20 protein-coding genes are annotated in these 19,459 nt (G+C 74.2%); 8 read left to right on the top strand and 12 right to left on the bottom strand.

The features are described 5' to 3' along the window. Positions 1-100 precede the first annotated feature (100 nt). From C5507_RS07875 to C5507_RS07890, 4 genes are read left to right on the top strand one after another with little or no spacing between them, the layout of a single operon-like run. Positions 101-463 (top strand): ArsR/SmtB family transcription factor, encoded by a 363-nt coding sequence (locus tag C5507_RS07875; protein WP_104527978.1) that lies wholly within the window; start codon positions 101-103, stop codon positions 461-463. Next, positions 460-1,584 (top strand): ACR3 family arsenite efflux transporter, encoded by a 1,125-nt coding sequence (gene arsB / locus C5507_RS07880; RefSeq protein ID WP_104527979.1) that lies wholly within the window; start codon positions 460-462, stop codon positions 1,582-1,584. Before C5507_RS07875 ends, arsB begins: the two co-directional genes overlap by 4 nt. After that, on the top strand, positions 1,581-2,231 hold the full coding sequence (locus tag C5507_RS07885; RefSeq protein WP_104527980.1) for an arsenate reductase ArsC: 651 nt from the start codon (positions 1,581-1,583) through the stop codon (positions 2,229-2,231). Before arsB ends, C5507_RS07885 begins: the two co-directional genes overlap by 4 nt. A gap of 21 nt (positions 2,232-2,252) precedes the next feature. Then, positions 2,253-2,666, top strand: a complete 414-nt coding sequence (locus tag C5507_RS07890) for an arsenate reductase ArsC (RefSeq protein WP_104527981.1) — start codon at positions 2,253-2,255, stop codon at positions 2,664-2,666. Here the strand turns inward: C5507_RS07890 and C5507_RS07895 are convergent. From C5507_RS07895 to mgrA, 5 genes are all read right to left on the bottom strand, one after another. Further along, on the bottom strand, positions 2,650-3,198 hold the full coding sequence (locus tag C5507_RS07895; RefSeq protein ID WP_104527982.1) for a DUF4334 domain-containing protein: 549 nt from the start codon (positions 3,196-3,198) through the stop codon (positions 2,650-2,652). The two genes, C5507_RS07890 and C5507_RS07895, sit on opposite strands and share 17 nt — an antisense overlap. Then, a complete protein-coding gene (locus tag C5507_RS07900; protein WP_104527983.1) occupies positions 3,195-3,404 on the bottom strand; it encodes a DUF4177 domain-containing protein in 210 nt (69 codons plus the stop codon). The genes C5507_RS07895 and C5507_RS07900 overlap by 4 nt, the downstream gene beginning before the upstream one ends. 63 nt (positions 3,405-3,467) lie before the next feature. Further along, positions 3,468-5,543: a glycosyltransferase family 2 protein gene (locus C5507_RS07905; protein ID WP_158657543.1), complete on the bottom strand. Its 2,076-nt coding sequence runs from the start codon at positions 5,541-5,543 to the stop codon at positions 3,468-3,470. Positions 5,544-5,618: 75 nt separating this feature from the next. Next, on the bottom strand, positions 5,619-6,491 hold the full coding sequence (locus C5507_RS07910) for a lysophospholipid acyltransferase family protein (RefSeq protein WP_104527985.1): 873 nt from the start codon (positions 6,489-6,491) through the stop codon (positions 5,619-5,621). 230 nt (positions 6,492-6,721) lie between these two features. Continuing rightward, positions 6,722-7,756, bottom strand: coding sequence for an L-glyceraldehyde 3-phosphate reductase (mgrA, locus tag C5507_RS07915; RefSeq protein WP_104527986.1), 1,035 nt, complete (start codon positions 7,754-7,756; stop codon positions 6,722-6,724). Between the two features lie 124 nt (positions 7,757-7,880). Here mgrA and C5507_RS22655 point away from each other — a divergent pair, with 124 nt between their 5' ends. Both C5507_RS22655 and C5507_RS07920 read left to right on the top strand, forming a co-directional pair. Further along, the gene (locus C5507_RS22655; RefSeq protein ID WP_165400452.1) at positions 7,881-8,051 is read left to right on the top strand and encodes a hypothetical protein; all 171 of its coding nucleotides are present in this window, start codon (positions 7,881-7,883) and stop codon (positions 8,049-8,051) included. Continuing rightward, complete coding sequence (locus C5507_RS07920; protein ID WP_104527987.1) at positions 8,048-9,514, top strand: serine hydrolase domain-containing protein; 1,467 nt, start codon at positions 8,048-8,050, stop codon at positions 9,512-9,514. The genes C5507_RS22655 and C5507_RS07920 overlap by 4 nt, the downstream gene beginning before the upstream one ends. Here C5507_RS07920 and C5507_RS22185 read toward each other — a convergent pair. The 3 genes from C5507_RS22185 to C5507_RS07930 all read right to left on the bottom strand — a co-directional run bounded on the left by C5507_RS22185 (position 9,475) and on the right by C5507_RS07930 (position 11,172). Continuing rightward, positions 9,475-9,645, bottom strand: coding sequence for a hypothetical protein (locus tag C5507_RS22185; RefSeq protein WP_158657544.1), 171 nt, complete (start codon positions 9,643-9,645; stop codon positions 9,475-9,477). The two genes, C5507_RS07920 and C5507_RS22185, sit on opposite strands and share 40 nt — an antisense overlap. Before the next feature lie 38 nt (positions 9,646-9,683). Continuing rightward, complete coding sequence (locus C5507_RS07925) at positions 9,684-10,556, bottom strand: alpha/beta fold hydrolase (RefSeq protein ID WP_104527988.1); 873 nt, start codon at positions 10,554-10,556, stop codon at positions 9,684-9,686. A gap of 64 nt (positions 10,557-10,620) precedes the next feature. Continuing rightward, positions 10,621-11,172, bottom strand: coding sequence for a hypothetical protein (locus C5507_RS07930; RefSeq protein WP_104527989.1), 552 nt, complete (start codon positions 11,170-11,172; stop codon positions 10,621-10,623). Positions 11,173-11,471: 299 nt separating this feature from the next. Here C5507_RS07930 and C5507_RS07935 point away from each other — a divergent pair, with 299 nt between their 5' ends. Further along, entirely contained in the window at positions 11,472-11,927 is a 456-nt protein-coding gene (locus C5507_RS07935; RefSeq protein WP_104527990.1) for a teicoplanin resistance protein VanZ, read from the top strand. On the opposite strand, the gene C5507_RS07940 is transcribed toward C5507_RS07935, so the two are convergent. Further along, positions 11,870-12,616, bottom strand: coding sequence for a SemiSWEET transporter (locus tag C5507_RS07940; RefSeq protein ID WP_104527991.1), 747 nt, complete (start codon positions 12,614-12,616; stop codon positions 11,870-11,872). The genes C5507_RS07935 and C5507_RS07940 overlap by 58 nt on opposite strands. Positions 12,617-12,911: 295 nt before the next feature. On the opposite strand from C5507_RS07940, the gene C5507_RS07945 reads away from it, so the two are divergent. Further along, the gene (locus C5507_RS07945; RefSeq protein WP_242611095.1) at positions 12,912-14,963 is read left to right on the top strand and encodes a M14 family zinc carboxypeptidase; all 2,052 of its coding nucleotides are present in this window, start codon (positions 12,912-12,914) and stop codon (positions 14,961-14,963) included. Positions 14,964-15,028: 65 nt separating this feature from the next. On the opposite strand, the gene C5507_RS07950 is transcribed toward C5507_RS07945, so the two are convergent. The 3 genes from C5507_RS07950 to C5507_RS07965 all read right to left on the bottom strand — a co-directional run bounded on the left by C5507_RS07950 (position 15,029) and on the right by C5507_RS07965 (position 19,390). Further along, on the bottom strand, positions 15,029-16,921 hold the full coding sequence (locus C5507_RS07950) for a BCCT family transporter (protein ID WP_211295506.1): 1,893 nt from the start codon (positions 16,919-16,921) through the stop codon (positions 15,029-15,031). A gap of 223 nt (positions 16,922-17,144) precedes the next feature. After that, positions 17,145-18,245: an aromatic acid exporter family protein gene (locus C5507_RS07955; RefSeq protein WP_104527993.1), complete on the bottom strand. Its 1,101-nt coding sequence runs from the start codon at positions 18,243-18,245 to the stop codon at positions 17,145-17,147. A 311-nt stretch (positions 18,246-18,556) separates the two neighbouring features. After that, positions 18,557-19,390, bottom strand: coding sequence for a hypothetical protein (locus C5507_RS07965; protein WP_104527995.1), 834 nt, complete (start codon positions 19,388-19,390; stop codon positions 18,557-18,559). Between the last annotated feature and the right edge of the window lie 69 nt (positions 19,391-19,459).

Here is a 19,459-nt window from a genome sequence, read left to right on the forward strand (position 1 = left end):
TCCTGGAACAGGACATCGACGGACGTCGATGTGTGAACCGAGAATGAACATCGGACATCGATGCTTGTCAATACGACGCCTATCGTTATTATCGGCGGCGATGTCCACGACCCAGGAGTTGACGATGAGCGAGCCCGGCCTGGCGTGCTGCACGCCGCTGTCCGGCACGGCGATGTCCGCCGAGCAGGCCGAGCAGGTCGCCCCCCTGCTCAAGGCGCTGGCCGACCCGGTGCGGTTGCGGCTGGTCAGCCTGATCGCCTCCAGCGCCAGCGGCGAGGCCTGCGTCTGCGACCTGAACGACGCCTTCGACCTCACCCAGGCCACCATCAGCCACCACCTCAAGGTGCTGCACTCGGCCGGGATCCTGGACCGGGACAAGCGCGGCGTGTGGGTCTACTACGCGGTGCGGCCGGCGGCCCTCACCGCCGTCGCCACCCTGTTCAGCACGGCCGTGCCGGCATGAGCGACGCCGTCCGCGAGACCGCGCGCACCGACGCCCCCGCCGACGCCCCCGTCCTGCAGAAGCTGTCTCCGCTCGACCGCTTCCTGCCGGTCTGGATCGTCGCGGCGATGGCGCTGGGGCTGGCGCTGGGTCGCTGGGTCCCGGGCCTGGACGACGCGTTGAGCGCCGTCGAGGTCGGCAACGTCAGCCTGCCGATCGCCGTCGGCCTGCTGCTGATGATGTACCCGGTGCTGGCCAAGGTCCGGTACTCCGAGCTGGACCGGGTGACCGGCGACCGGAAGCTGCTCGGCGCCAGCCTGGTGCTCAACTGGCTGATCGGCCCGGCGCTGATGTTCGCGCTGGCGTGGTTGCTGCTGCCGGACCTCCCCGAGTACCGGACCGGGCTGATCATCGTGGGCCTGGCCCGCTGCATCGCGATGGTGCTGATCTGGAACGACCTGTCCTGCGGCGACCGCGAGGCGGGCGCCGTCCTGGTCGCGATCAACTCGGTGTTCCAGATCCTCGCCTTCGCCCTCCTGGGCTGGTTCTACCTGCAGGTGCTCCCCGGCTGGCTCGGCCTGGCCACCACGTCGGCGGAGTTCAGCTTCTGGGCGATCGTCGTCTCGGTGCTCGTCTTCCTCGGCGTCCCGCTGGTGGCCGGCTTCCTCACCCGCACGGTCGGCGAGCGCCGCCGCGGCCGCGCCTGGTACGAGGGCACGTTCCTGCCGCGCATCGGGCCGGTCGCGCTGTACGGCCTGCTGTTCACGATCGTCATGCTCTTCGCCCTCCAGGGCGACGCGATCACCTCCCGGCCCTGGGACGTCGCCCGCATCGCGCTGCCGCTGCTGGCCTACTTCTTCCTGATGTTCGCCGGGTCCTTCCTGCTCGGCATGCGGCTGCGCCTGGGCTACGCGAAGACGGCGACCCTGGCGTTCACCGCGGCCGGCAACAACTTCGAGCTGGCCATCGCCGTCGCCATCGGCACCTTCGGTGTCACCAGCGGGCAGGCGCTCGCCGGCGTCGTCGGCCCGCTCATCGAGGTGCCGGTGCTCGTCGCCCTGGTCTACGTGTCCCTCCGGGCTGCCCGCCGCTGGTTCCCGGGCGACCCGACCGTCCCGGCACCGGCGAGGAGCACCCGATGACCGCCGACCGGTCGCTGCCCGGACTGCTCACCCCCGAGGCGTCGCTGCACCGGCTCGCCGACGACCTGGCAGCGCGCTTCACCGGCGTCTTCGCCCGCGAGACGATCGACCGCTACGTCTTCGAGTCCTACACGGCCCTGGCCCGCACGGCGAAGGTCACGACGCACCTACCGGTCCTCGCCGGGCGGTTCGCGACCGAGCGGCTCACCGCGCTGGCCCAGTCGAAGGGGGCGCTGAGCAGCGAGGCCTGCGAGGTGCTGTTCGTGTGCGTGCAGAACGCCGGCCGCTCGCAGATGGCCGCCGGCCTCCTGCAGCTGCACGGCGGCGACCGCGTGCACGTGCGCTCGGCCGGTTCCCAGCCGGCGCCCGGGATCGACGATGCCGTGGTGGCCGCCATGGCCGAGATCGGCGTCGACCTCACCGCCGAGTTCCCCAAGCCGCTCACCGACGACGTCGTCCGCGCCGCCGACGTCGTCGTGACCATGGGGTGCGGCGACGCCTGCCCCGTGTACCCCGGGAAGCGCTACCTGGACTGGCAGGTGCGCGACCCCGCCGGGCTCTCTGTCGGGGAGGTCCGCGCGATCCGCGACGACGTCGACGCCCGGGTGCGCGCCCTGCTCGCCGAGCTCCAGCCCGCTCCCGCCTGACCCCTGATCGAGAGGAAGCCCGTGTCCGAGAAGCCCAGCGTCCTGTTCGTCTGCGTGCACAACGCCGGCCGCTCCCAGATGGCCGCCGGCTGGCTGCGCCACCTCGCCGGCGACGCCGTCGAGGTGCGCTCGGCCGGCTCCGTGCCGGGCGACCAGGTCAACCCCGCCGCGGTCCAGGCGATGGCGGAGGTCGGCGTCGACATCTCCGACCAGCGACCGAAGGTGCTGACCACCGACGCGGTCGAGGCCTCCGACGTCGTCATCACCATGGGCTGCGGCGACGCCTGCCCGGTCTTCCCGGGCAAGCGCTACCTGGACTGGCAGCTGGAGGACCCGGCCGGCAAGGGCGTGGAGTCCGTGCGCCCCATCCGGGACGACATCGAGCAGCGCATCCGCGGGCTGCTGGCCGAGCTCGGGGTCAGCGCTCCCGCCTGAGCAGGAAGAAGAACGGGTCCGGCAGGCCGCGCAGGTCCATCAGGCCCAGCACGGTCGCGCCGTCGACCCGGCGGAAGACGTCGATGATCGGCAGCACGTCGTAGACCATCGCGGCGGTGACGACGCCGCGGTGCTCGACCGCCCGCAACCGTGCCCTCGGCCTGGACGTCGTGAGCAGCGGGCGGAGCGCCCGGAAGGCGACCCGCGCCACCGGCGAGTGCGCGATCCCCGGCCGGTCCCGGAGCACGCCGATCGGGATCAGCGCCGGGTCGACGGGGCGCGGACCGGACGCCGCGGAGAACAGCAGCGGGTGCACCCGCTCGGCGTCGAGGAACTCCTTGCCCCACCAGCCGTAGGCCTCCAGCAGGCCGTCCAGCGGGGACCCGGTGGGCAGCCCGCTCCCCCGCCACCGGCCGACCATCTCCTCCGGCTCCACCGGGTCGCGGGCGTCGAACCACGCCAGCGCCTCGGCCGGGGTCGCGCCGCCGGCGTGGTCGCCCAGCCGGCCGGCGTCGGTGGACCCGGCGGTCATGCCACCGGGCGCTCGAAGGTGACCAGCACGCCCTCGACCCCGCCGGGCCCGATGCGGCCCTTCACCTCCACGGAGGTGATGGCCTTGAGCTGCCAGCCCTGGCCGGCGTGCTGGTTGAGGACCTTCTCCAGCTTGCCGCCGGACATCTTGCCGCCGATCATCCCCTCGCGGATCTCCTCGACCTTGTACTCGTACCGCGCTGCCATGACCGCTCCGTCCGTCGGGGTGGAGCACCCACCCTGCCGGTTCGGCGGCCGCGTGGCGAGGGGTCAGCCCCGGGCGAGGTCCCGTGCGTCTTCGTCCTCGGAGGTCGGGCGCCGGGACGCCGGGACGAGCGGGCCGCGCACGGCCGCGGCGACCACGTCCGGGTGCAGCTCCGCCGCACGGACGCGCTGCCCGCGCTCCGGCGCGGCCCCCACGGTGGACGGCGTGACGCCGGCCGCCGCCCAGCGGGCGGCACCCGCCCCGAACGCCGTCGCCGACAGGGCCGCCAGCTCGACCCACTGCCGTCCGGTGAACTGCAGCCGGTGCACGTCGCCCTCCCGGGAGCGGACGGTCCCCCGGAGGACGACGTGGCTCGCCCGGTCGGGCACCCGGATGGCCAGCTCCACGTCGACGCCGACGGCGACGCCCACCCCCCGGATGCGCACCTGCGCACCGCCGAGGGAGACGTCGATCAGCAGGGCCGGGGCGCCGTCCACGACCGCCTGCATGGCGGCGGGGAACCGGTGGCCGTCCCGCCGCTCGGCGGAGAAGCGCGGATCGCGGATCCGGCGGATGCCGGCCAGCACGAAGCCCAGCGTGACCGCGACCCAGCAGATCGGGACGAGGGTGGTGCCGTCCAGCCCGTGTCGCGTCGGGGTCCAACCGTAGAAGCTGGCGGCCGTGTAGAGCAGGCTGCCGCCCAGGACGGCGGCCAGGAGGAGGAGCACGGCCGGTACCCGGGCACGGGTGCGCTCCTCGCCGGTGCGGCCCTTGGCGGTGACCGCGAACCGGCCGGTGCCGCGCCGCAGCAGGGTGAGGGTGGCGGCCAGGTTGGAAGGCAGCCGCACCACCTCGAACAGCAGCGAGAACCGCGCGGGGGCGAACCCCCGGGACAGCAGCGTGAGGGCTACCTGCTGCAGCACGAACGGGACGCCGGCCATCAGCGCGAACTCGGCGGGCGGTGCCGCGACGGGAAAGAGGCCGGTCAACAGGACGGCGACCGGCACGAGGGCGAAGCCCAGCGTCCGCCAGGCGTCGAACCAGGCCGACAGCGTGTAGAGGTAGCTCAGCCGCTGCCGCACGGTCAGGCCGGAGGCGGTGAGCGGGTTGTCGTGCCGCAGGACCTGCATGGCACCCCTGCCCCAGCGACGGCGCTGGGCGTAGAAGGCGTCCGGGCTGCCCGCGGCCAGGCCCCGGGCGAGCACCTCGTTGTGGTAGGCGCTCCGCCAGCCGGCGCGGTGCAGCTTCATGGTCGTGTGGAAGTCCTCGGTCAGGGACTCCGTGGCCACGCCGCCGACCTCGCGCAGCGCATCGGCGCGCAGGACCGCGTTGGTGCCGCACCAGAAGGCCGCGCCGGCGTGGTGCTTGCCGGGCTGGATCACCCGGTAGAACAGCGATTCCTCGTGCAGGTCGGCGCCCGGGCGCAGGTGCTCGAAGGACGTGGTGTTGTAGAAGTGCTGCGGGGTCTGCACGAGAGCCAGCCGGTCGTCGGCGAAGTACGGCACCGTGCGGGTGAGGAACTGCGGGTCCGGCACGTGGTCGGCGTCGAAGACGGCCACCAGCTCGGTGCTCACCAGCCCCAAGGCGTGGTTGAGGTTGCCGGCCTTGGCGTGGTCGTGCTCCGGGCGGCTGACGTAGCGGGCCCCCAGGGCGGTGACCATCTCCTCCACCTCGAGGCGGTCGCCGTCGTCGAGGACCCAGGTCTCGTGGTTCCCGGTCATCGCCAGGCAGGCGGCGACCGTCGGCAGCAGCACGTCGAGGTGCTCGTCGTAGGTGGCGACGAGGACGGTGACCGACGGCGCCGGTCCCGGACGTGGTGGGACCGGCGCCGGGGCCACGTTCCACGTCGTCATCACGAACAGCAGGAGCGCGACGCCGCCGTAGAGCTCCAGGGCGAGGAACGGCACCCCGAGCCACAGGGCCGGCCCCTCCGGGAGCGTCGTGAGCACCCGCCAGCCCAGGTAGCCGGCGGTGGCCAGGACGGCGGCCACGGCCACGGCCCGGACGACGAGCAGCCGCCGCGCGCTCTCCGGCGCGGGGACGGCGTCCCGCGCCCCGGTCGGGCGTCCCAGGCCTGCCGCGGCCGACCGCCCGGCACCGGGCAGGGCACCGCGCTGGGGGTCTGCCGCGAGAGTGCTCACCCCGCAGGCATCGGCACGCCCGGCCGCGCGGCACATCCCCCGTCGGGGTGAGGCGCGCGGGGGCGCGCGGGCTGCTCAGCCGAGCACGGGCAGCGTGCGCTTCGCGGCCAGCCGGTCCATGCCGGCCTGGATGGCGGCCTCGACCTGGTCGTAGATCTTCTGCACGTAGGCCGCGTCGTCCGCGCGCTCCGGGTCGGTGTCGACCTCGATCGGCTCCAGCAGCTCGGTGCGGATCTTCGCCGGCAGCGGCACGTGCGCGGGCAGGATCTCCACCGCGATCGGGAAGGGGAAGCCGGCGATGATCGGCAGGTTGGAGCCCCGCAGCGTCTTCTTCAGGCCGAGCAGCTTGTCCAGCCCGTTGGCCAGCCACTTGCCCTCCGACAGCACGAAGACGGTGTCGTGCCCGCCGACCGTGGCCACCGGCAGGATCGGCACGCCGGAGCGGATCGCCTGCTTCACGAACCCCGTGCGCCCGGCGAGCGTGGCCACGTCGCGCTTGAGCCAGCTGCGCATGGCGTCGATCTCGCCACCGGGCCAGATCGCGACGTCCCGCCCCTGCGCCAGCGCCGCCGAGACGCTCTTCCGGTTCGCCGCGATGACGCCGACGGCGCGGAAGTAGTCACCGAGCCCCGGCGACGCCATGAGGACGTCGTGCGCCGTTCCGTGCAGGAACCGCTTCCCCTCGAAGTGCTTCTGCCACGCGTTGACCAGCGTCCACGCGTCCATGGTCAGGGCGCCGCCGGAGTGCACGCCGACGACCAGGCAGGGCTCGTCGGGCACCCGGTCCCAGCCGGAGATCTCGAGCCGGAACCAGTACCTCTCGAGCAGGTCGACGAGCGGCTGCTGGAGCTTCCTCACCGTCTCGTTGGGCGGCTGGGGCTCCATCGCGGCGCCCACGCGCCACTGGATGACCCGCTGCAGGATGTTCGGCCGATCGGAGTCGCTCATGGTGGCTCCCTCTGCTGGGAAAGGACGGACGCCCCCCGTCGAGGGGCGTCGTGGAACACCAACGGGCCGGCCGCCCGGCGGTCACGCCGGCGACCGGACCTTCTGCTCCCCGAAACCGGACGGACGAGGCCGCCGGACAGCGCCGGCGAGCACGCCGACCGCTGATGCGACCGTGATCGTGGCGCGGATCACGCCGGGCCACCGGTCGGTCGACCTGCTCGGACGTCCCGTCAGGCGCCCGTGCGGGGTCCCTCCCACAGGTCGATGCCGCTGTCCACGGCGTGCTGGTCGATGGCGGCCAGCTCGTCGTCGGCGAAGCCGAGGTTCGCCAGCGCCCCGACGTTCTGCTCCAGCTGCCGCACGCTGCTGGCACCCACGAGCACCGTCGTCACCCGCTCGTCGCGCAGCGCCCACGCCAGCGCCATCTGGGCCAGGCTCTGCCCCCGCCCCCGGGCGATCTCGTCGAGCGCGCGCACGTGGCCGAGCGCCTCCTCGGTCAGGAAGTCCGGTGACAGCGACTTGCCCTGGCTGGCCCGCGACCCCTCGGGCACGCCGCCGAGGTACTTGTCGGTGAGCATGCCCTGCGCCAGCGGGGAGAAGGCGATGCACCCGGCGCCGACGTCGGCCAGGGTGTCCAGCAGGCCGTCGCGCTCGATCCAGCGGTTGAGCATCGAGTAGGACGGCTGGTGGATGAGCAGCGGCGTGCCGAGGTCGGCCAGGATCGCCGCTGCCCGCGCCGTGTCCTGCGGCGAGTACGAGGAGATGCCGGCGTACAGCGCCTTCCCGGACCGGACCGCGGTGTCGAGCGCGGTCATCGTCTCCTCCAGCGGCGTCGTCGGGTCCGGCCGGTGGCTGTAGAAGATGTCGACATGGTCCAGCCGCATGCGGCGCAGCGACTGGTCGAGGCTGGCGGTCAGGTACTTCCGCGACCCCCCGCCCTGGCCGTACGGGCCGGGCCACATGTCGTAACCGGCCTTGGTGCTGATCACCAGTTCGTCGCGGTAGGGCCGGAAGTCGTCGTCGAGGTGCCGGCCGAAGTTGGTCTCGGCGCTGCCGTAGGGAGGTCCGTAGTTGTTGGCCAGGTCGACGTGGGTGATGCCGAGGTCGAAGGCCCGGCGCAGGATGTCGCGCTGGCGGTCGAACGGCACGTCGTCGCCGAAGTTGTGCCACAGCCCCAGGCTGATGACCGGCAGGTCGAGGCCGCTGCGGCCGGTGCGGCGGTAGGTCATGGAGTCGTAGCGGTTCTCGGCTGCGCGGAAGGACATGCCGCCATCCTTTCCGACGGCGCCCCACGTCGCTCCGCGGCCGGTACCTGCGTCCGCGGCCGATCCCCCCGCGACCCCGGCCTAGGGTGGAAGCCCCACCACCCGCTGACGCTGGGAGGACCCCGTGCTCCGTCTGCTCGGCCTGCTGCTCGTCGTCTGGCTGGCCATCACCGTCATCGGCGCCGTCGTCGAGGGGCTGTTCTGGCTGGCCGTGGTCGGTGTGCTGTTCTTCGCCGGCACCGCGGTGCTCGGCTGGGTCCAGCGCGACCGGAAGTCGCTGCCCCGCGGGCGATGACCGCCTCCCCCGGGGAGCTCGCCGCGCAGACCGCCACCGTCCGCGCCGCCGCCGGGTACCTCCGCTCCTGGGTGGCGGCGCAGGCCGCGCACCGGCGGGTGCCCGGCGTCCAGGTGGCGGTGCGTTCCGGCGGCGAGCTGGTGCTGTCGGCCGCCGTCGGGCTGGCCGACGAGGTGGCCGGCACACCGCTGACCCGCGAGCACCTGTTCCGCATCGCCTCGCACTCCAAGACGTTCACCGCGACCGCCGTCCTGCAGCTGGTCGAGGCCGACCGCATGCGGCTGGACGACCCGATCGGGCAGCACCTGCCGGAGCTCGCCGGCTCCCCGGTCGGCCGGGTCACGGTCCGCGAGCTCCTCGGCCACCAGGCCGGCGTGCTCCGCGACGGTGCGGACGCCGACTTCTGGCAGCTGGGCACCCCGTTCCCCGACCGCGCCGCCGTGCTCGCCGAGGTGCGGCGGGCCGGCCTCGTGCACGCCCGCAACGAGCATTTCAAGTACTCGAACCTCGGGTACGCGCTCGTCGGGCTGGCGGTCGAGGCGGTCACCGGCACGTCGTTCGCCGACCACTGCCGGACGGCGATCCTGGATCCGCTGGGCCTGACGCGCACCGGCACCGACCTGGACCCGGCGCGGGCCGGCGAGTACGCATCCGGCCACACCGGGCGGCTCCTGGGCGAGGACCCCCGGGAGGTCCTCGCGCAGGTCGGCACCGGCGCGATGGCCGCGGCCACCGGCTTCTTCTCCACCGCCGAGGAGCTGTCGGCCTACGGGACGGCGCACGTCCTCGGCGACGAGCGGCTGCTGACCGACGACTCGAAGCGGCTGATGCAGCGGCTGGAGTCGGTGGTCACCGCGTACGGCACGGAGGTGGGCCGCTACGGCCTGGGCCTGGAGCTGATGACCGTCGGCGACCGGCAGCTGGTCGGCCACAGCGGCGGCTGGCCCGGGCACATCACCCTGACGCTGGTCGACCCGGTCGCGCAGCTGGTGGTCAGCGTGCTCACCAACGCCATCGACGGGCCGGCCCACGAGCTCGCCGTCGGCCTGGTGAAGCTGGTCGGCGTCGCGCTGGCTCCCCGCACCGAGGTCCCTCCCCCGCCACCGGGCGCACCGCCGGCCTCGGCGTTCACCGGCCGGTTCGCCGGCCTCTGGGGGATGGTCGACGTCGCCGAGCTGGGGGGCCGGCTGGTGCTGCTGCGGCCCACCGCGCCGGATCCGCTGCCCACGGTGGAGGAGCTGGAGGTCGTCGACGGGGAGACGCTGCGGGTCGCCCCGCAGCCGGGCTTCGGCGCCTCCGGCGAGCGCGTGCCGGTGGAGCGCGACCCGTCGGGGCGGGTGGCGTCCCTGCGCCTGGCCGGCGTCACCCACCTCCCGGTCGAGGAGTTCCGCCGCCGCTCGGCCATGACGCGGCCGGGCTGGGGTCAGTCGCCGTCGACGTCCCCGCCGCCGCCGTCCAGGTAGGGGTCGAGCCTCGTCGACCAGTCGGGGTCCGGGAGGCGGGGTTCCGTCCGCGTCTCGACCTGGTCGACCACGGGCACTCGGGTGCGGTCCAGGAACTCCTCGACCGGCAGCGCGTACGGGCTCTCGCTCATGACGGGAGGGTCCCGCAGGCCCGTCCGGCTGTCCAGTGTCAGGTGGCGGGGACGACCCGGTCCAGCCAGGCGAGCAGGTCGGCGACCACCTCGGCCCGGTTGGTCTCGTTGAAGACCTCGTGCCGGGCGCCCTCGTAGGACCGGAGGGTCACGTCCTGCAGGCCGGCCTCCTGCAGCCGCTGCACCAGGGCGTGCACCAGCGCCAGCCGGGCGTTGAGCGGATCGGCGTCCCCGACGACGACGTACACCGGCAGGTCGCGGCGCAGCTGCGCGAGCCGCTGCGGGTCGGCCAGCTGACGGGCCGAGACGAACATCTGCTGGTTGTCCGGCGCCGCGAGGCCGAAGCCGCAGCGCGGGTCCGCGACGTAGGCGTCGACCTGCGCCTCGTCGCGGGACAGCCAGTCGTAGTCGGTGCGGGCGGGCGCGAACGGGGCGTTGAACGCCGACAGGTCCGTGGGGCCGTCGAGGTCGAGCGCGGGTTCCAGCAGGTCCAGCGTCGTCGTCCCGCTGAGCACCAGCCCGGCCAGCTCCCGGCTGTGGTCGAGCACGTGCTGCTGGGCCGCGAAGGACCCCATGCTGTGGCCGAGCAGCACCACGGGCAGGTCCGGGAGGTCCGCGCGCACCCGGTCGCTGACCCGGCCGATGTCGCGCACCAGCTCGTCCCAGCCGCCTTCCCCGAGCTCTCCCTGCCGGTCGTCCGCGGCGGTGGCGCCGTGCCCCCGGTGGTCCTGTCCGACGACGACGAAGCCGGCGTCGGTGAGGTCCGCGGCCAGGGGCTCGTAGCGCAGCAGGTGCTCCCCCATCCCGTGGGCGAGCTGCACGACGCCGCGCGGGGTCCCGGCCGGGTCCCAGCGGTAGACGGTGACGGCGACGTCGTGGGCGGAACGGACCTCGAGGATGTCCGGCGGCATGGCGGCAGGCTACGACGAGCAGCGACGGCGCCGCCTCCGCGTGGGTGGCGGCGCCGTCGGGCGGTCAGTCCCCGCCGGAACCGCGCGGACCGTGCCCGCGGGCCGGCGCCTCGCTGTTCACCCGCTCCGTCACCCGCTCCTCGACGTCGGCCAGCACCTCGTCGGCCTCCTCCTGGGTGAGCCGGCCGTCCTCCACGGCCTGGGTGACGCGCTCCTCCCGGGCCTGCACCAGCGCGGCCACCAGGTCCCCCACGGGGACGCCCTCGGCCTCGGCCACCTCGGCCAGCGTGGTGCCCTCGGGCTCCAACGCGGTGCGCAGCTCGTCCTCGGTCATGTCCAGCGCGGTCGCGGCCGCCGCCAGGGAGAGGCCACCTCCCCCGTGGTGCCCGCCGCGGCCGATCCCCGCCTCGCCGAGCGTGCCGGCCACCTCCTCGGCCTGCTCCTGGGTGATCGACCCGTCGGTGACCAGGCCGGACAGCGCCTCGGTGATCCGCTCCACGGCGGCGGGGGTGCCGCTGTCGCTGCCGGGCGCCGCTACGGCCGGTACCGCCAAGGCGAGACCGGACAGGCCGAGCACCCCGGCCGTGGTGGCGATGATGATCTTCTTCTTGCGCACGTGCACTCCTCCTCCGGGGCCGGAGGAGCTCTCCGGCCGTCGACCGGAGCCTCGGCACCGTCCCTGTGACTGCGCTGTGCCGGCGCTCCTGCCCGGCTGTGGATCCTTCGCGGGCCCGGCGGCCCGTGCCGGCCGCACGCGGACAGCGGACGTCCAGGCGGCGCCCAGGGCGGCCGGAGGAAGACCGGCGACCGTGGCGGCATGGACGACGACGCGGACCACTGGCTCTCCGTCCCGCCGACCACCCGCGACCTGGTGCTCGCGCACCGGCCGGCGGGCCGGGTCCGGCGTGTGACGCGGTGACGCCGCAGCGGTCCGCGCTCGGTGCGGTCCTGATCGCGTCGCTGGCCGCGGTGGCCGCGCTGACCCTGCTGCCGGTGGGGACCGGCTGGGCCTGGGGCTCGCCGGCCACCGAGCTGCGGTGGTACGCCACCGGCCTGGGTTCCGAGGCCACGCTGCTGCAGCTGCTGGGCAACCTCGCGCTCCTGGCGGTGCCCGCGGCGTCGGCGGTGCTGCTGCGCCCGTCGCTCGCGCGCGCGTCCCGGCTGACGGCCGTGGCGCTGGCCGGTGGCGCGACCATCGAGGTGCTCCAGTGGCTGCTGCCGCTGGGCCGGGTGGTGTCCCCGCTCGACGCGGCCCTCAACGCGACCGGCGCGCTGGCCGCGGGCCTGCTGGCCGCGCACGCCGGCCGCGCCGGTCAGGCGGCGACGAGGACCGGCCGCGCGTCGGAGAGCTGCCGGCCGGCGCTCGGCTGAGGCACCACGCCCGTGGCGGCGACCCCGGGCGCACGAGGCCGGGGGGACGACCACGGGGCCGGGGCCGCGGTCGGCCGCCGGTGGCGCAGGACCGCGCAGACGACCAGCGAGCAGCCGAGGCCGACGGACGCCGACAGCCACACCGACGGCTGCCCGAGGACCCAGCCGTAGCCGGCCCACGCGGCGTTGGCGGCGGCACCCAGGACCCACCGCGCCGGGGACAACCCCGACAGGTCCTGCGTGCGGTCGCGCAGCAGGCTCACCGGCTGCGGCAGCGCGGCCGCGGCGCCGACCAGGGAGGCCGCGGACGCGACCGGCCCGGCGACGGCGGCCGGGTCGGCGCCGAGGAGCACGACGACGAGCCCGCTGCCGACCGCGAACGCGACCAGGCAGAGGGCGCCCGAGGCGGTGCGCAGCAGCACCCCGCGGGAGCGCAGGTGCGGCTGGGTGAGCAGCAGCGCGAGCAGCAGGCCGGTGTTGGCGGCGCCGACGACGGCGTTCGTGACGATCTGCGCCGGATCCCCGGTGAGCAGGCCGAAGACGAGCCAGCAGGCGTTCAGGGCGACGGCGAGCCAGGTGCCGGTCGGGGACATCCCGCGGGTGCGGCGGTGCCGGCAGGACAGCCAGACCTGGGGCCAGACGAGGGCGATGGTGAGGGTGGACGCGAGGACGCCGAGGGCGGCGGACATGGTGGAGCGACGTTCCGTTCGGGGAGGGGTGCGACGGGCGGGGCCGTCGTCGGGGAGAACCGCACGGCCGGGTCGGCACGCTCCTCGATGAGCGGCGCGGCTCGACGGCCAGAGATCTCATCGGCGTTATCCGGCCGTGACCTGAGCGGCTCCGGCTGTGACCTCGGTCGCCCCGGACCCGGGCGTGACCTCGCGGGCGGGTGCTCGTTGGTCCAGCGCCCGACGCACCCCTCCTCCAGACCGGAGCGCCGCCATGAGACGTCGTCCCCTCCCCCGCCGAGCCACGCTGTGCGCGGTGGCCACGACCGTGCTGATCGGTCTGACCACCGCCGGCCTCTCCACCCCCGCCGCCGCGGTGCCCGACGAGTTCCGGCCCCAGCTGGTCACCGTCGACACCCCGACCCGCGCGGACAAGGCACTGCTGCAGACGCTGGGCCTGGACCTCACCGAGCACGCCGGGCACGACTACGTCGAGGTGGTGCTGCACACGCCGGCCGACCTCGCCGCGCTGCTCGGCGCCGGGCTCGGCTTCGACGTCCGCATCCCGGACCTGCTGGCCCGCGAGGCCGAGAACAACCGGATCAACGCCGCGTACGCCGCGGCCACCACCACCTCGCCCCTGCCGTCGGGCCGGGACGCCTACCGCACGCTGGCCGACTACAACGCCGACATGGCGGCGCTGGAGAGCGACCGCCCCGACCTGGTCAAGCGCTTCGCGCTGCCGCACCGGTCCCTCGACGGCCGGGAGATCTTCGGCGTGGAGATCGGCAAGGACGTGCACGGACCCGACCGCGGCCTGCCCGTCTTCGTGATGCTCGGCGTGCACCACGCGCGGGAGTGGCCCTCCGGGGAGAACGCGATGGAGTTCGCGGTCGACCTGGTGCGGAACTACGGCACCGACCGCCGCATCACCGACCTGGTCGACCGCTCACGCGTGGTCGTGGTGCCGGTGGTCAACGTCGACGGCTTCGAGCTCTCCCGCACCGACGGGGAACTGGTGGACATCCGCGAGGTGGACGGCGGTGGCACCGCGACGATCCTCGGCAACCCCGGTAACGCCTACAAGCGAAAGAACTGCCGGCTCGTGGACGGGCAGGACACCCCCGACGGCACCTGCCGGGCGGGCAGCCTGACGAGCCCCGGCGGCTTCGGCACCGGCACCGACCTCAACCGCAACTACGGCGGCTACTGGGGCGGCCCGGGCGCCTCGGACCTCTTCGCCGACCCGACGTACCGGGGTGCCGCACCGTTCTCGGAGCCGGAGACGCAGAACATCCGCGAGCTGGTCAGCGGGCGGCACGTGACCACGCTGATCACGAACCACACCTTCTCCAACCTGGTGCTCCGGCCGAACGGCGCGGCACCGGACCTGGTCCCGCCGAGCGAGGGCATCCCGCTGGGTGACCCGTTCGACGAGGCGGCGCTCAAGGCGCTCGGTGACGAGATGGCCGCGCAGAACGGCTACACCAGCCAGCACGCGTGGGAGCTCTACGACACCACCGGTTCCACCGAGGACTGGTCCTACAACGCCACCGGCGGGTTCGGCTACACCTTCGAGATCGGCCCCGACGAGTTCCACCCGCCGTTCCCGGAGGTCATCGACGAGTACCTCGGGGCCGGGGAGTTCGCCGGGAAGGGCAACCGGGAGGCCTACCTGGTGGCCCTGGAGAACGCCGTCGACCCGACGACGCACTCGGTGCTCAGCGGCAAGGCGCCGGCCGGCGCCACGCTGCGGCTGAAGAAGACCTTCCCCAGCCCGACGTGGGAGGGCTCGATCCAGGACACCCTGGACACCACGATGACCGTCGGGCCCGACGGCCGCTACACCTGGCACGTCAACCCCTCGACCCGGCCCGTGGTCAAGGACCGCCAGGTGGAGACGTTGTCCGGCGACCCGGTGCAGGAGGAGTCCTGGACCGGCACGACGCTGCCGCTGCAGTCGACCGACCGGGAGTTCACCGTCGCCCGCGACGCCGACCTGCTCGAGGTGGTCCTCGACTGGCCGACCCCGGACGACATGGACCTCGAGGTCTACCGCAAGAACGCCGACGGCTCCCTCGTGCAGGTGGGCAGCTCGGGCAACTTCGTCGGGGAGAAGGAGCGCGTGCTTCTCCAGGCGCCCGAGCAGGGCACCTACGTCCTGCGGGCGATCAACTTCGCCTCGGTCACGCCGACGTGGACGCTGACCGCCTCGCTGTTCGAGGCCGAGACGTCCACCGTGCCCGGGCTGGTGGAGGCCTGGACGCTCACCTGCGAGCGGGACGGCCGGGTCGTCGAGCGGGTGCCCGTCGTGGTCGACCGCGGCCAGCAGCTGCGGGTGGACCTCAAGGCCTGCGGCCGCCGCTGAGCGACCGGGCACGAATACGCGGCGGGCCCCCAGGACGTCGTCCTGGGGGCCCGCCGCAGTCGGGGCTAGGAGTTCCGCGCGGCCGGTTCCCGGCCGTCGGGATTCCGGACGTCGGGATCCCGGACGTCGGGATCCCGGCCGTCGGGGTCCCGATCGGCCGGGCCCTGGCCGCTCCGGGCGGCGGTGGCCCCGGACCCGGGCGAGCCGGTCCCCTCGCCGCCGGCCTCCACCACCAGCACGAAGTCGTCGCCGTGCCGGGTGATGCCCTCGACGACGGCCTGCTCGACGGCCTCGGTGGCGTAGGTGCGGCGCAGGACCATCGGATCCGAGCGCAGGTCCTTGGCCAGCGAGACCGCCAGCCCCACCATGACGAGGGCGAACGGCAACGCCGCGATGATCGTCAGGTTCTGCAGGCCGGTGAGGGCCTCGTCCCCGCCGACCAGGAGCATCACCGCCGCGACGGCGCCCATCACGACGCCCCAGAAGATGACGGTCGGGCGGCTGGGCTCCAGCGTGCCCCGCTCGGACAGCGCGCCCATCACGATCGAGGCGGCGTCCGCGCCGGAGACGAAGAAGATCGCCACCAGCGCCATGACCAGCACCGTCATGACCGTGGCCAGCGGGAACTGGTCGAGAACGCCGAACAGCTGCCCCTCGGAGGTGGCCTGCCCGGCCACGTCCGCGCCGTCGCGCTGGGCGGCGATGCCGGCCCCGCCGAACACCGCGAACCACAGCAGGGTGACCACGCTGGGCACGAGCAGCACACCGCTGACGAACTGGCGGATGGTGCGGCCCCGGCTGATGCGGGCGATGAACAGCCCGACGAACGGCGTCCACGAGATCCACCAGGCCCAGTAGAAGACGGTCCACCCGCGCAGCCACTCGGCCATGGGGTCGCCTCCGCTGGCCTCGGTGCGGGCGGCCATCTGCGCCAGTTCGGAGAAGTAGCTGCCGACCGCGCCGGGCAGCAGGTTGAGGATGAACACCGTCGGGCCGACGACGAACACGAACAGGGCCAGGACGACGGCCAGCACCATGTTGATGTTGGACAGCCACTGGATGCCCTTGGCGACGCCGGACACCGCGGAGGCGACGAAGGCGGCGGTGAGGACGGCGATGATGCCGACCAGCAGGCCGTTGCCCACGCTCCCGGCCCAGCCCAGGATCTCCATGCCGCTGCCGATCTGCAGCGCCCCGAGGCCGAGCGAGGCGGCCGAGCCGAAGAGGGTCGCGAAGATGGCGAGGACGTCGATCAGCTTGCCGGCGGGTCCGGTGGTGCGGCGCGCGCCGAACAGCGGCTCGAACGCGGCGCTGATCAGCTGCTTGCGGCCCCGGCGGAAGGTGCCGTAGGCGATCGCCAGACCGACGACGGCGTAGATGGCCCACGGGTGCAGCGTCCAGTGGAACAGCGTGGTGGCCATCGCCGTCTGGACCGCCTCGGGGGTCTCCGCAGCCACCGAGCGCGGCGGCGGCGCGACGTAGTGGGTCAGCGGCTCGGCGACGCCGTAGAACATCAGGCCGATGCCCATGCCGGCGCTGAACATCATGGCGACCCAGGAGACGGTCCGGAACTCCGGCGCCTCACCGTCGCGGCCGAGCGGGATGCGGCCGTACGCGCTGGCGGCCAGCCACACGACGAAGACGACGAACGCCGAGGCCAGGGTGACGAAGAGCCAGCCGAGGTTCGTCTCGATCCAGACGAGCGCGGTGCCACTGGCCGACCCCAGACCGCTGGGCGCGAGGAAGCCCCAGGCGACGAAGGTGAGCGCGACGACGGCCGCGATGGCGAAGACGGTCCGGTCGAGCGTGGCCCGCTGGTCGGCCGGCAGGGCCGGCGGCTCGGCGATGGCCGGGTGCTCGTCGGTGCCGGGGCCCGTGCCGGCGAGGGCATCGGTGGACGACGCGGAGGTCGGCTCGCGGCCGTCCTGGGCTGAGGGCTGGGGGGAAGTGATGGTCACTGGCTGGTACGGCGTCCGTCTCGGACGCCCCTCCCGTTCGTGTGCGTGCGATGGGTCCTCGGGCAGGTGGTGCTGCGAGCGCGCGGACCGGCGGCAGCCGCCGCCGGGCCGTCGTCCGTGGACAGCCGGGTGGGGACCCGCGTGCTCGGGTCGCTCGGGAAGTGCTCCGCCCTGCGGCGGCGAAACCCCGTGTCACCTACGCGAATGACGTGAGCGGGGTCGATCAGGCCATGTGCGCCTCCCCCCTCCGGTCGCGCAGCGTGTCCAGAGCGCGGTGCATTCCGACAGTGACAGCCCCGAGGGCGAAGAAGCCCTCGTCGTCGGCGACGTCCGAGGTCCGCACGAGCGCGGTGAGGCGCTGCAACGCGTGCTCCGCGGCCGCGAGGGCCTCGGCCCGGTCGTCCGGCACGTCGTGGCCGGTCCCTGTGGCGTGCGGGGTGCGCACCACGTGGGCCAGTCCGTCGAGCGCCTCGGCCAGGACCCAGCCGGTGCCGCCCTCGATCCGGTCGATGCCCCGGCGGTGCGGCTGGAACTCCACCACCATCGTCGTCAGGTCGTCGATCAGGACCGCCACCCGGTCCAGGGCCCGGGACTGCTCCCGGATGCTGGACGCCTCACCCCTCCACCGCCGGGCGCGCGGATTGGCCCGCCGGGCGCGCTCCACGAGGTTCTCCGCGGCACGCATGCGGTCCAGCGCGCCCGCCAGAGCCTGGCCCCGGGCATCCCACTCCCCCGGCGAGGGCACCACGCCCTCCCGCAACCCGCCGGCGATGTCCTGCAGGTGCCGGGCGAGCAGCTCACGGGACGCGTCGATCCGCCGCACGGCGGTGGTGAGCTGCAGCGGCGGGAACAGCACGGTCGTGACCAGGACGCCGATGGCCGCGCCGAGCAGCGTCAGCCCGCCGTAGCTGGCCGCGTATCTGGCCGGGTCGGCGGCGCCCACGGTGAACATCAGGACGGCGGCGAAGCTGACCCAGGTGCGGTGCTCGCCCAGGACCGGCCACTGCTCGACGACGATGGCCACGGCCACGACGAGGGCGATGGTGACCGCACCGGGGATCAGCGGCGACGCCGTCAGCTCGTGCACCCCGACGGCGAGGACGAAGCCCAGCAGGATGGCCAGCACGGTGCGCCATGCCGCGGCCGCGGAGTCGGCGACCGTGGGGTGCACCGCGATGACCGCGCCGAGCGCGGCGTAGTAGGAGTACTGCGCGAGCGGCGGGGGCAGGAGCACGGCCACCTGCCAGGCGAGCGCGGCGGCCAGCGCCGCCCGCACCCCGCGCTGCACCCACGGCTCGCGCAGCAGGTCTCTGGTCGGGCTCATCCGTCCAGCATGCGCAGCCACCCGGGGCGCGCGCCGCCGGGTGGGTGCATCTCACACCCGACCGGCCGCGGAGGGGCTCGGCGCCGGCCGCCGGACCAGCTCGGGCGGCACGTCGTGGGCCCGAAGCGCGCTGCGCACCGCAGGGCGAGCGCGAGCGGCACCCGGACGGCGGCGATCACCTGCGACGGCTCCCCCTCGGCGCCGACGTGCACGTCGTAGACCCGGGACCGGGACGGTACCCGCCCCCGCCGTCCGCCGTCTGCGTGGCGTCGGCGACGTCCGGCCCGCGGACCCGCCGCCGTCCGGCCAGGTCACTGCCCCAGCGCGGTGACGAGGGTCAGCAGCCCCGCGTACAGGCCGAGCCCGGCCAGGAACCAGCCGTAGCTGGAACGACCGCTGGACGGCAGCTCCTCCTTGAAGACGTTGAGCAGGATGGAACCGCCGAGCAGCGCCGTCAGCAGCGCCACCAGCACGGTGCTGGTCGGCGCGACCAGCGCGTCGGCACCCCAGCCGAGCAGCAGCGCGGCGGCCAGCAGCACCCGGCCGCTGCGCGGGAACCGGTGGGGGTAGTGCTCCTCCAGCGACCGGTCGGTGAGCACGAAATGCAGCCCCATGGCGAGCGCGAACAGCGCGGCGAAGGCCACACCGGTCTCCAACCGGAGCGCCATCGTGTATGTGATCAGCGCGTTGTAGACCATGAACGAGCCGAGGTGCAGCCAGTAGACGCCGGCCGGCTCCGGACCGCCGTCCCGCCGACCGCCTCCTCCCCGGTCGCCGGCTCCCCTGCCGCCGGAGCCCACGCCGGCCGGGATCGGGTGCGCCCGCGACCGCGCCAGGCGGTCCAGGCCGTAGAAGGCGGCGAAGCCCGCCAGCGCCACCAGGAACACGCTCAGGTCCAGCAGCGGCGTCGGCTCCACCACGTCGCTCAGCGCCTCGCCGATCGCCTCGTTCCCCTCGGCGAGCTCGGGCAGCAGGTGCAGGAAGACGTAGGCCACCGCGAGCCCCCCGGCGAAGGAGCCGGTGACGCGCTCGGGCACCAGCGGCAGCCCGCGCAGCCGCGGGGCGGCCAGGTGCAGCGCGACCAGGAGGAGGGTGATGACGAGTGCCCCGACCAGCGCTCCGGTCGTCGTCAGCCCGCCGTCCACCGATCGTCTCCTCGCACCCGGGGGTTCCGTGGCGTGCCCTTACCCGGTGCGCGCGGACCAGTCCCGAGG

Source organism: Blastococcus saxobsidens (assembly GCF_002938435.1).
In the GTDB taxonomy this organism is placed as follows: domain Bacteria; phylum Actinomycetota; class Actinomycetes; order Mycobacteriales; family Geodermatophilaceae; genus Blastococcus; species Blastococcus saxobsidens.

Bases quoted from the DNA above. Each gene is read 5' to 3' on its own strand.
- mgrA (WP_104527986.1), bottom strand. From the start codon at position 7,756: ATGTCCTTCCGCGCAGCCGAGAACCGCTACGACTCCATGACCTACCGC.
- C5507_RS07955 (WP_104527993.1), bottom strand. From the start codon at position 18,245: ATGAGCCCGACCAGAGACCTGCTGCGCGAGCCGTGGGTGCAGCGCGGG.
- C5507_RS22185 (WP_158657544.1), bottom strand. From the start codon at position 9,645: ATGAGCGAGAGCCCGTACGCGCTGCCGGTCGAGGAGTTCCTGGACCGC.
- C5507_RS07875 (WP_104527978.1), top strand. From the start codon at position 101: ATGTCCACGACCCAGGAGTTGACGATGAGCGAGCCCGGCCTGGCGTGC.
- C5507_RS07920 (WP_104527987.1), top strand. From the start codon at position 8,048: ATGACCGCCTCCCCCGGGGAGCTCGCCGCGCAGACCGCCACCGTCCGC.
- arsB (WP_104527979.1), top strand. From the start codon at position 460: ATGAGCGACGCCGTCCGCGAGACCGCGCGCACCGACGCCCCCGCCGAC.
- C5507_RS07900 (WP_104527983.1), bottom strand. From the start codon at position 3,404: ATGGCAGCGCGGTACGAGTACAAGGTCGAGGAGATCCGCGAGGGGATG.
- C5507_RS07925 (WP_104527988.1), bottom strand. From the start codon at position 10,556: ATGCCGCCGGACATCCTCGAGGTCCGTTCCGCCCACGACGTCGCCGTC.
- C5507_RS07885 (WP_104527980.1), top strand. From the start codon at position 1,581: ATGACCGCCGACCGGTCGCTGCCCGGACTGCTCACCCCCGAGGCGTCG.
- C5507_RS07940 (WP_104527991.1), bottom strand. From the start codon at position 12,616: ATGTCCGCCGCCCTCGGCGTCCTCGCGTCCACCCTCACCATCGCCCTC.
- C5507_RS07910 (WP_104527985.1), bottom strand. From the start codon at position 6,491: ATGAGCGACTCCGATCGGCCGAACATCCTGCAGCGGGTCATCCAGTGG.
- C5507_RS07895 (WP_104527982.1), bottom strand. From the start codon at position 3,198: ATGACCGCCGGGTCCACCGACGCCGGCCGGCTGGGCGACCACGCCGGC.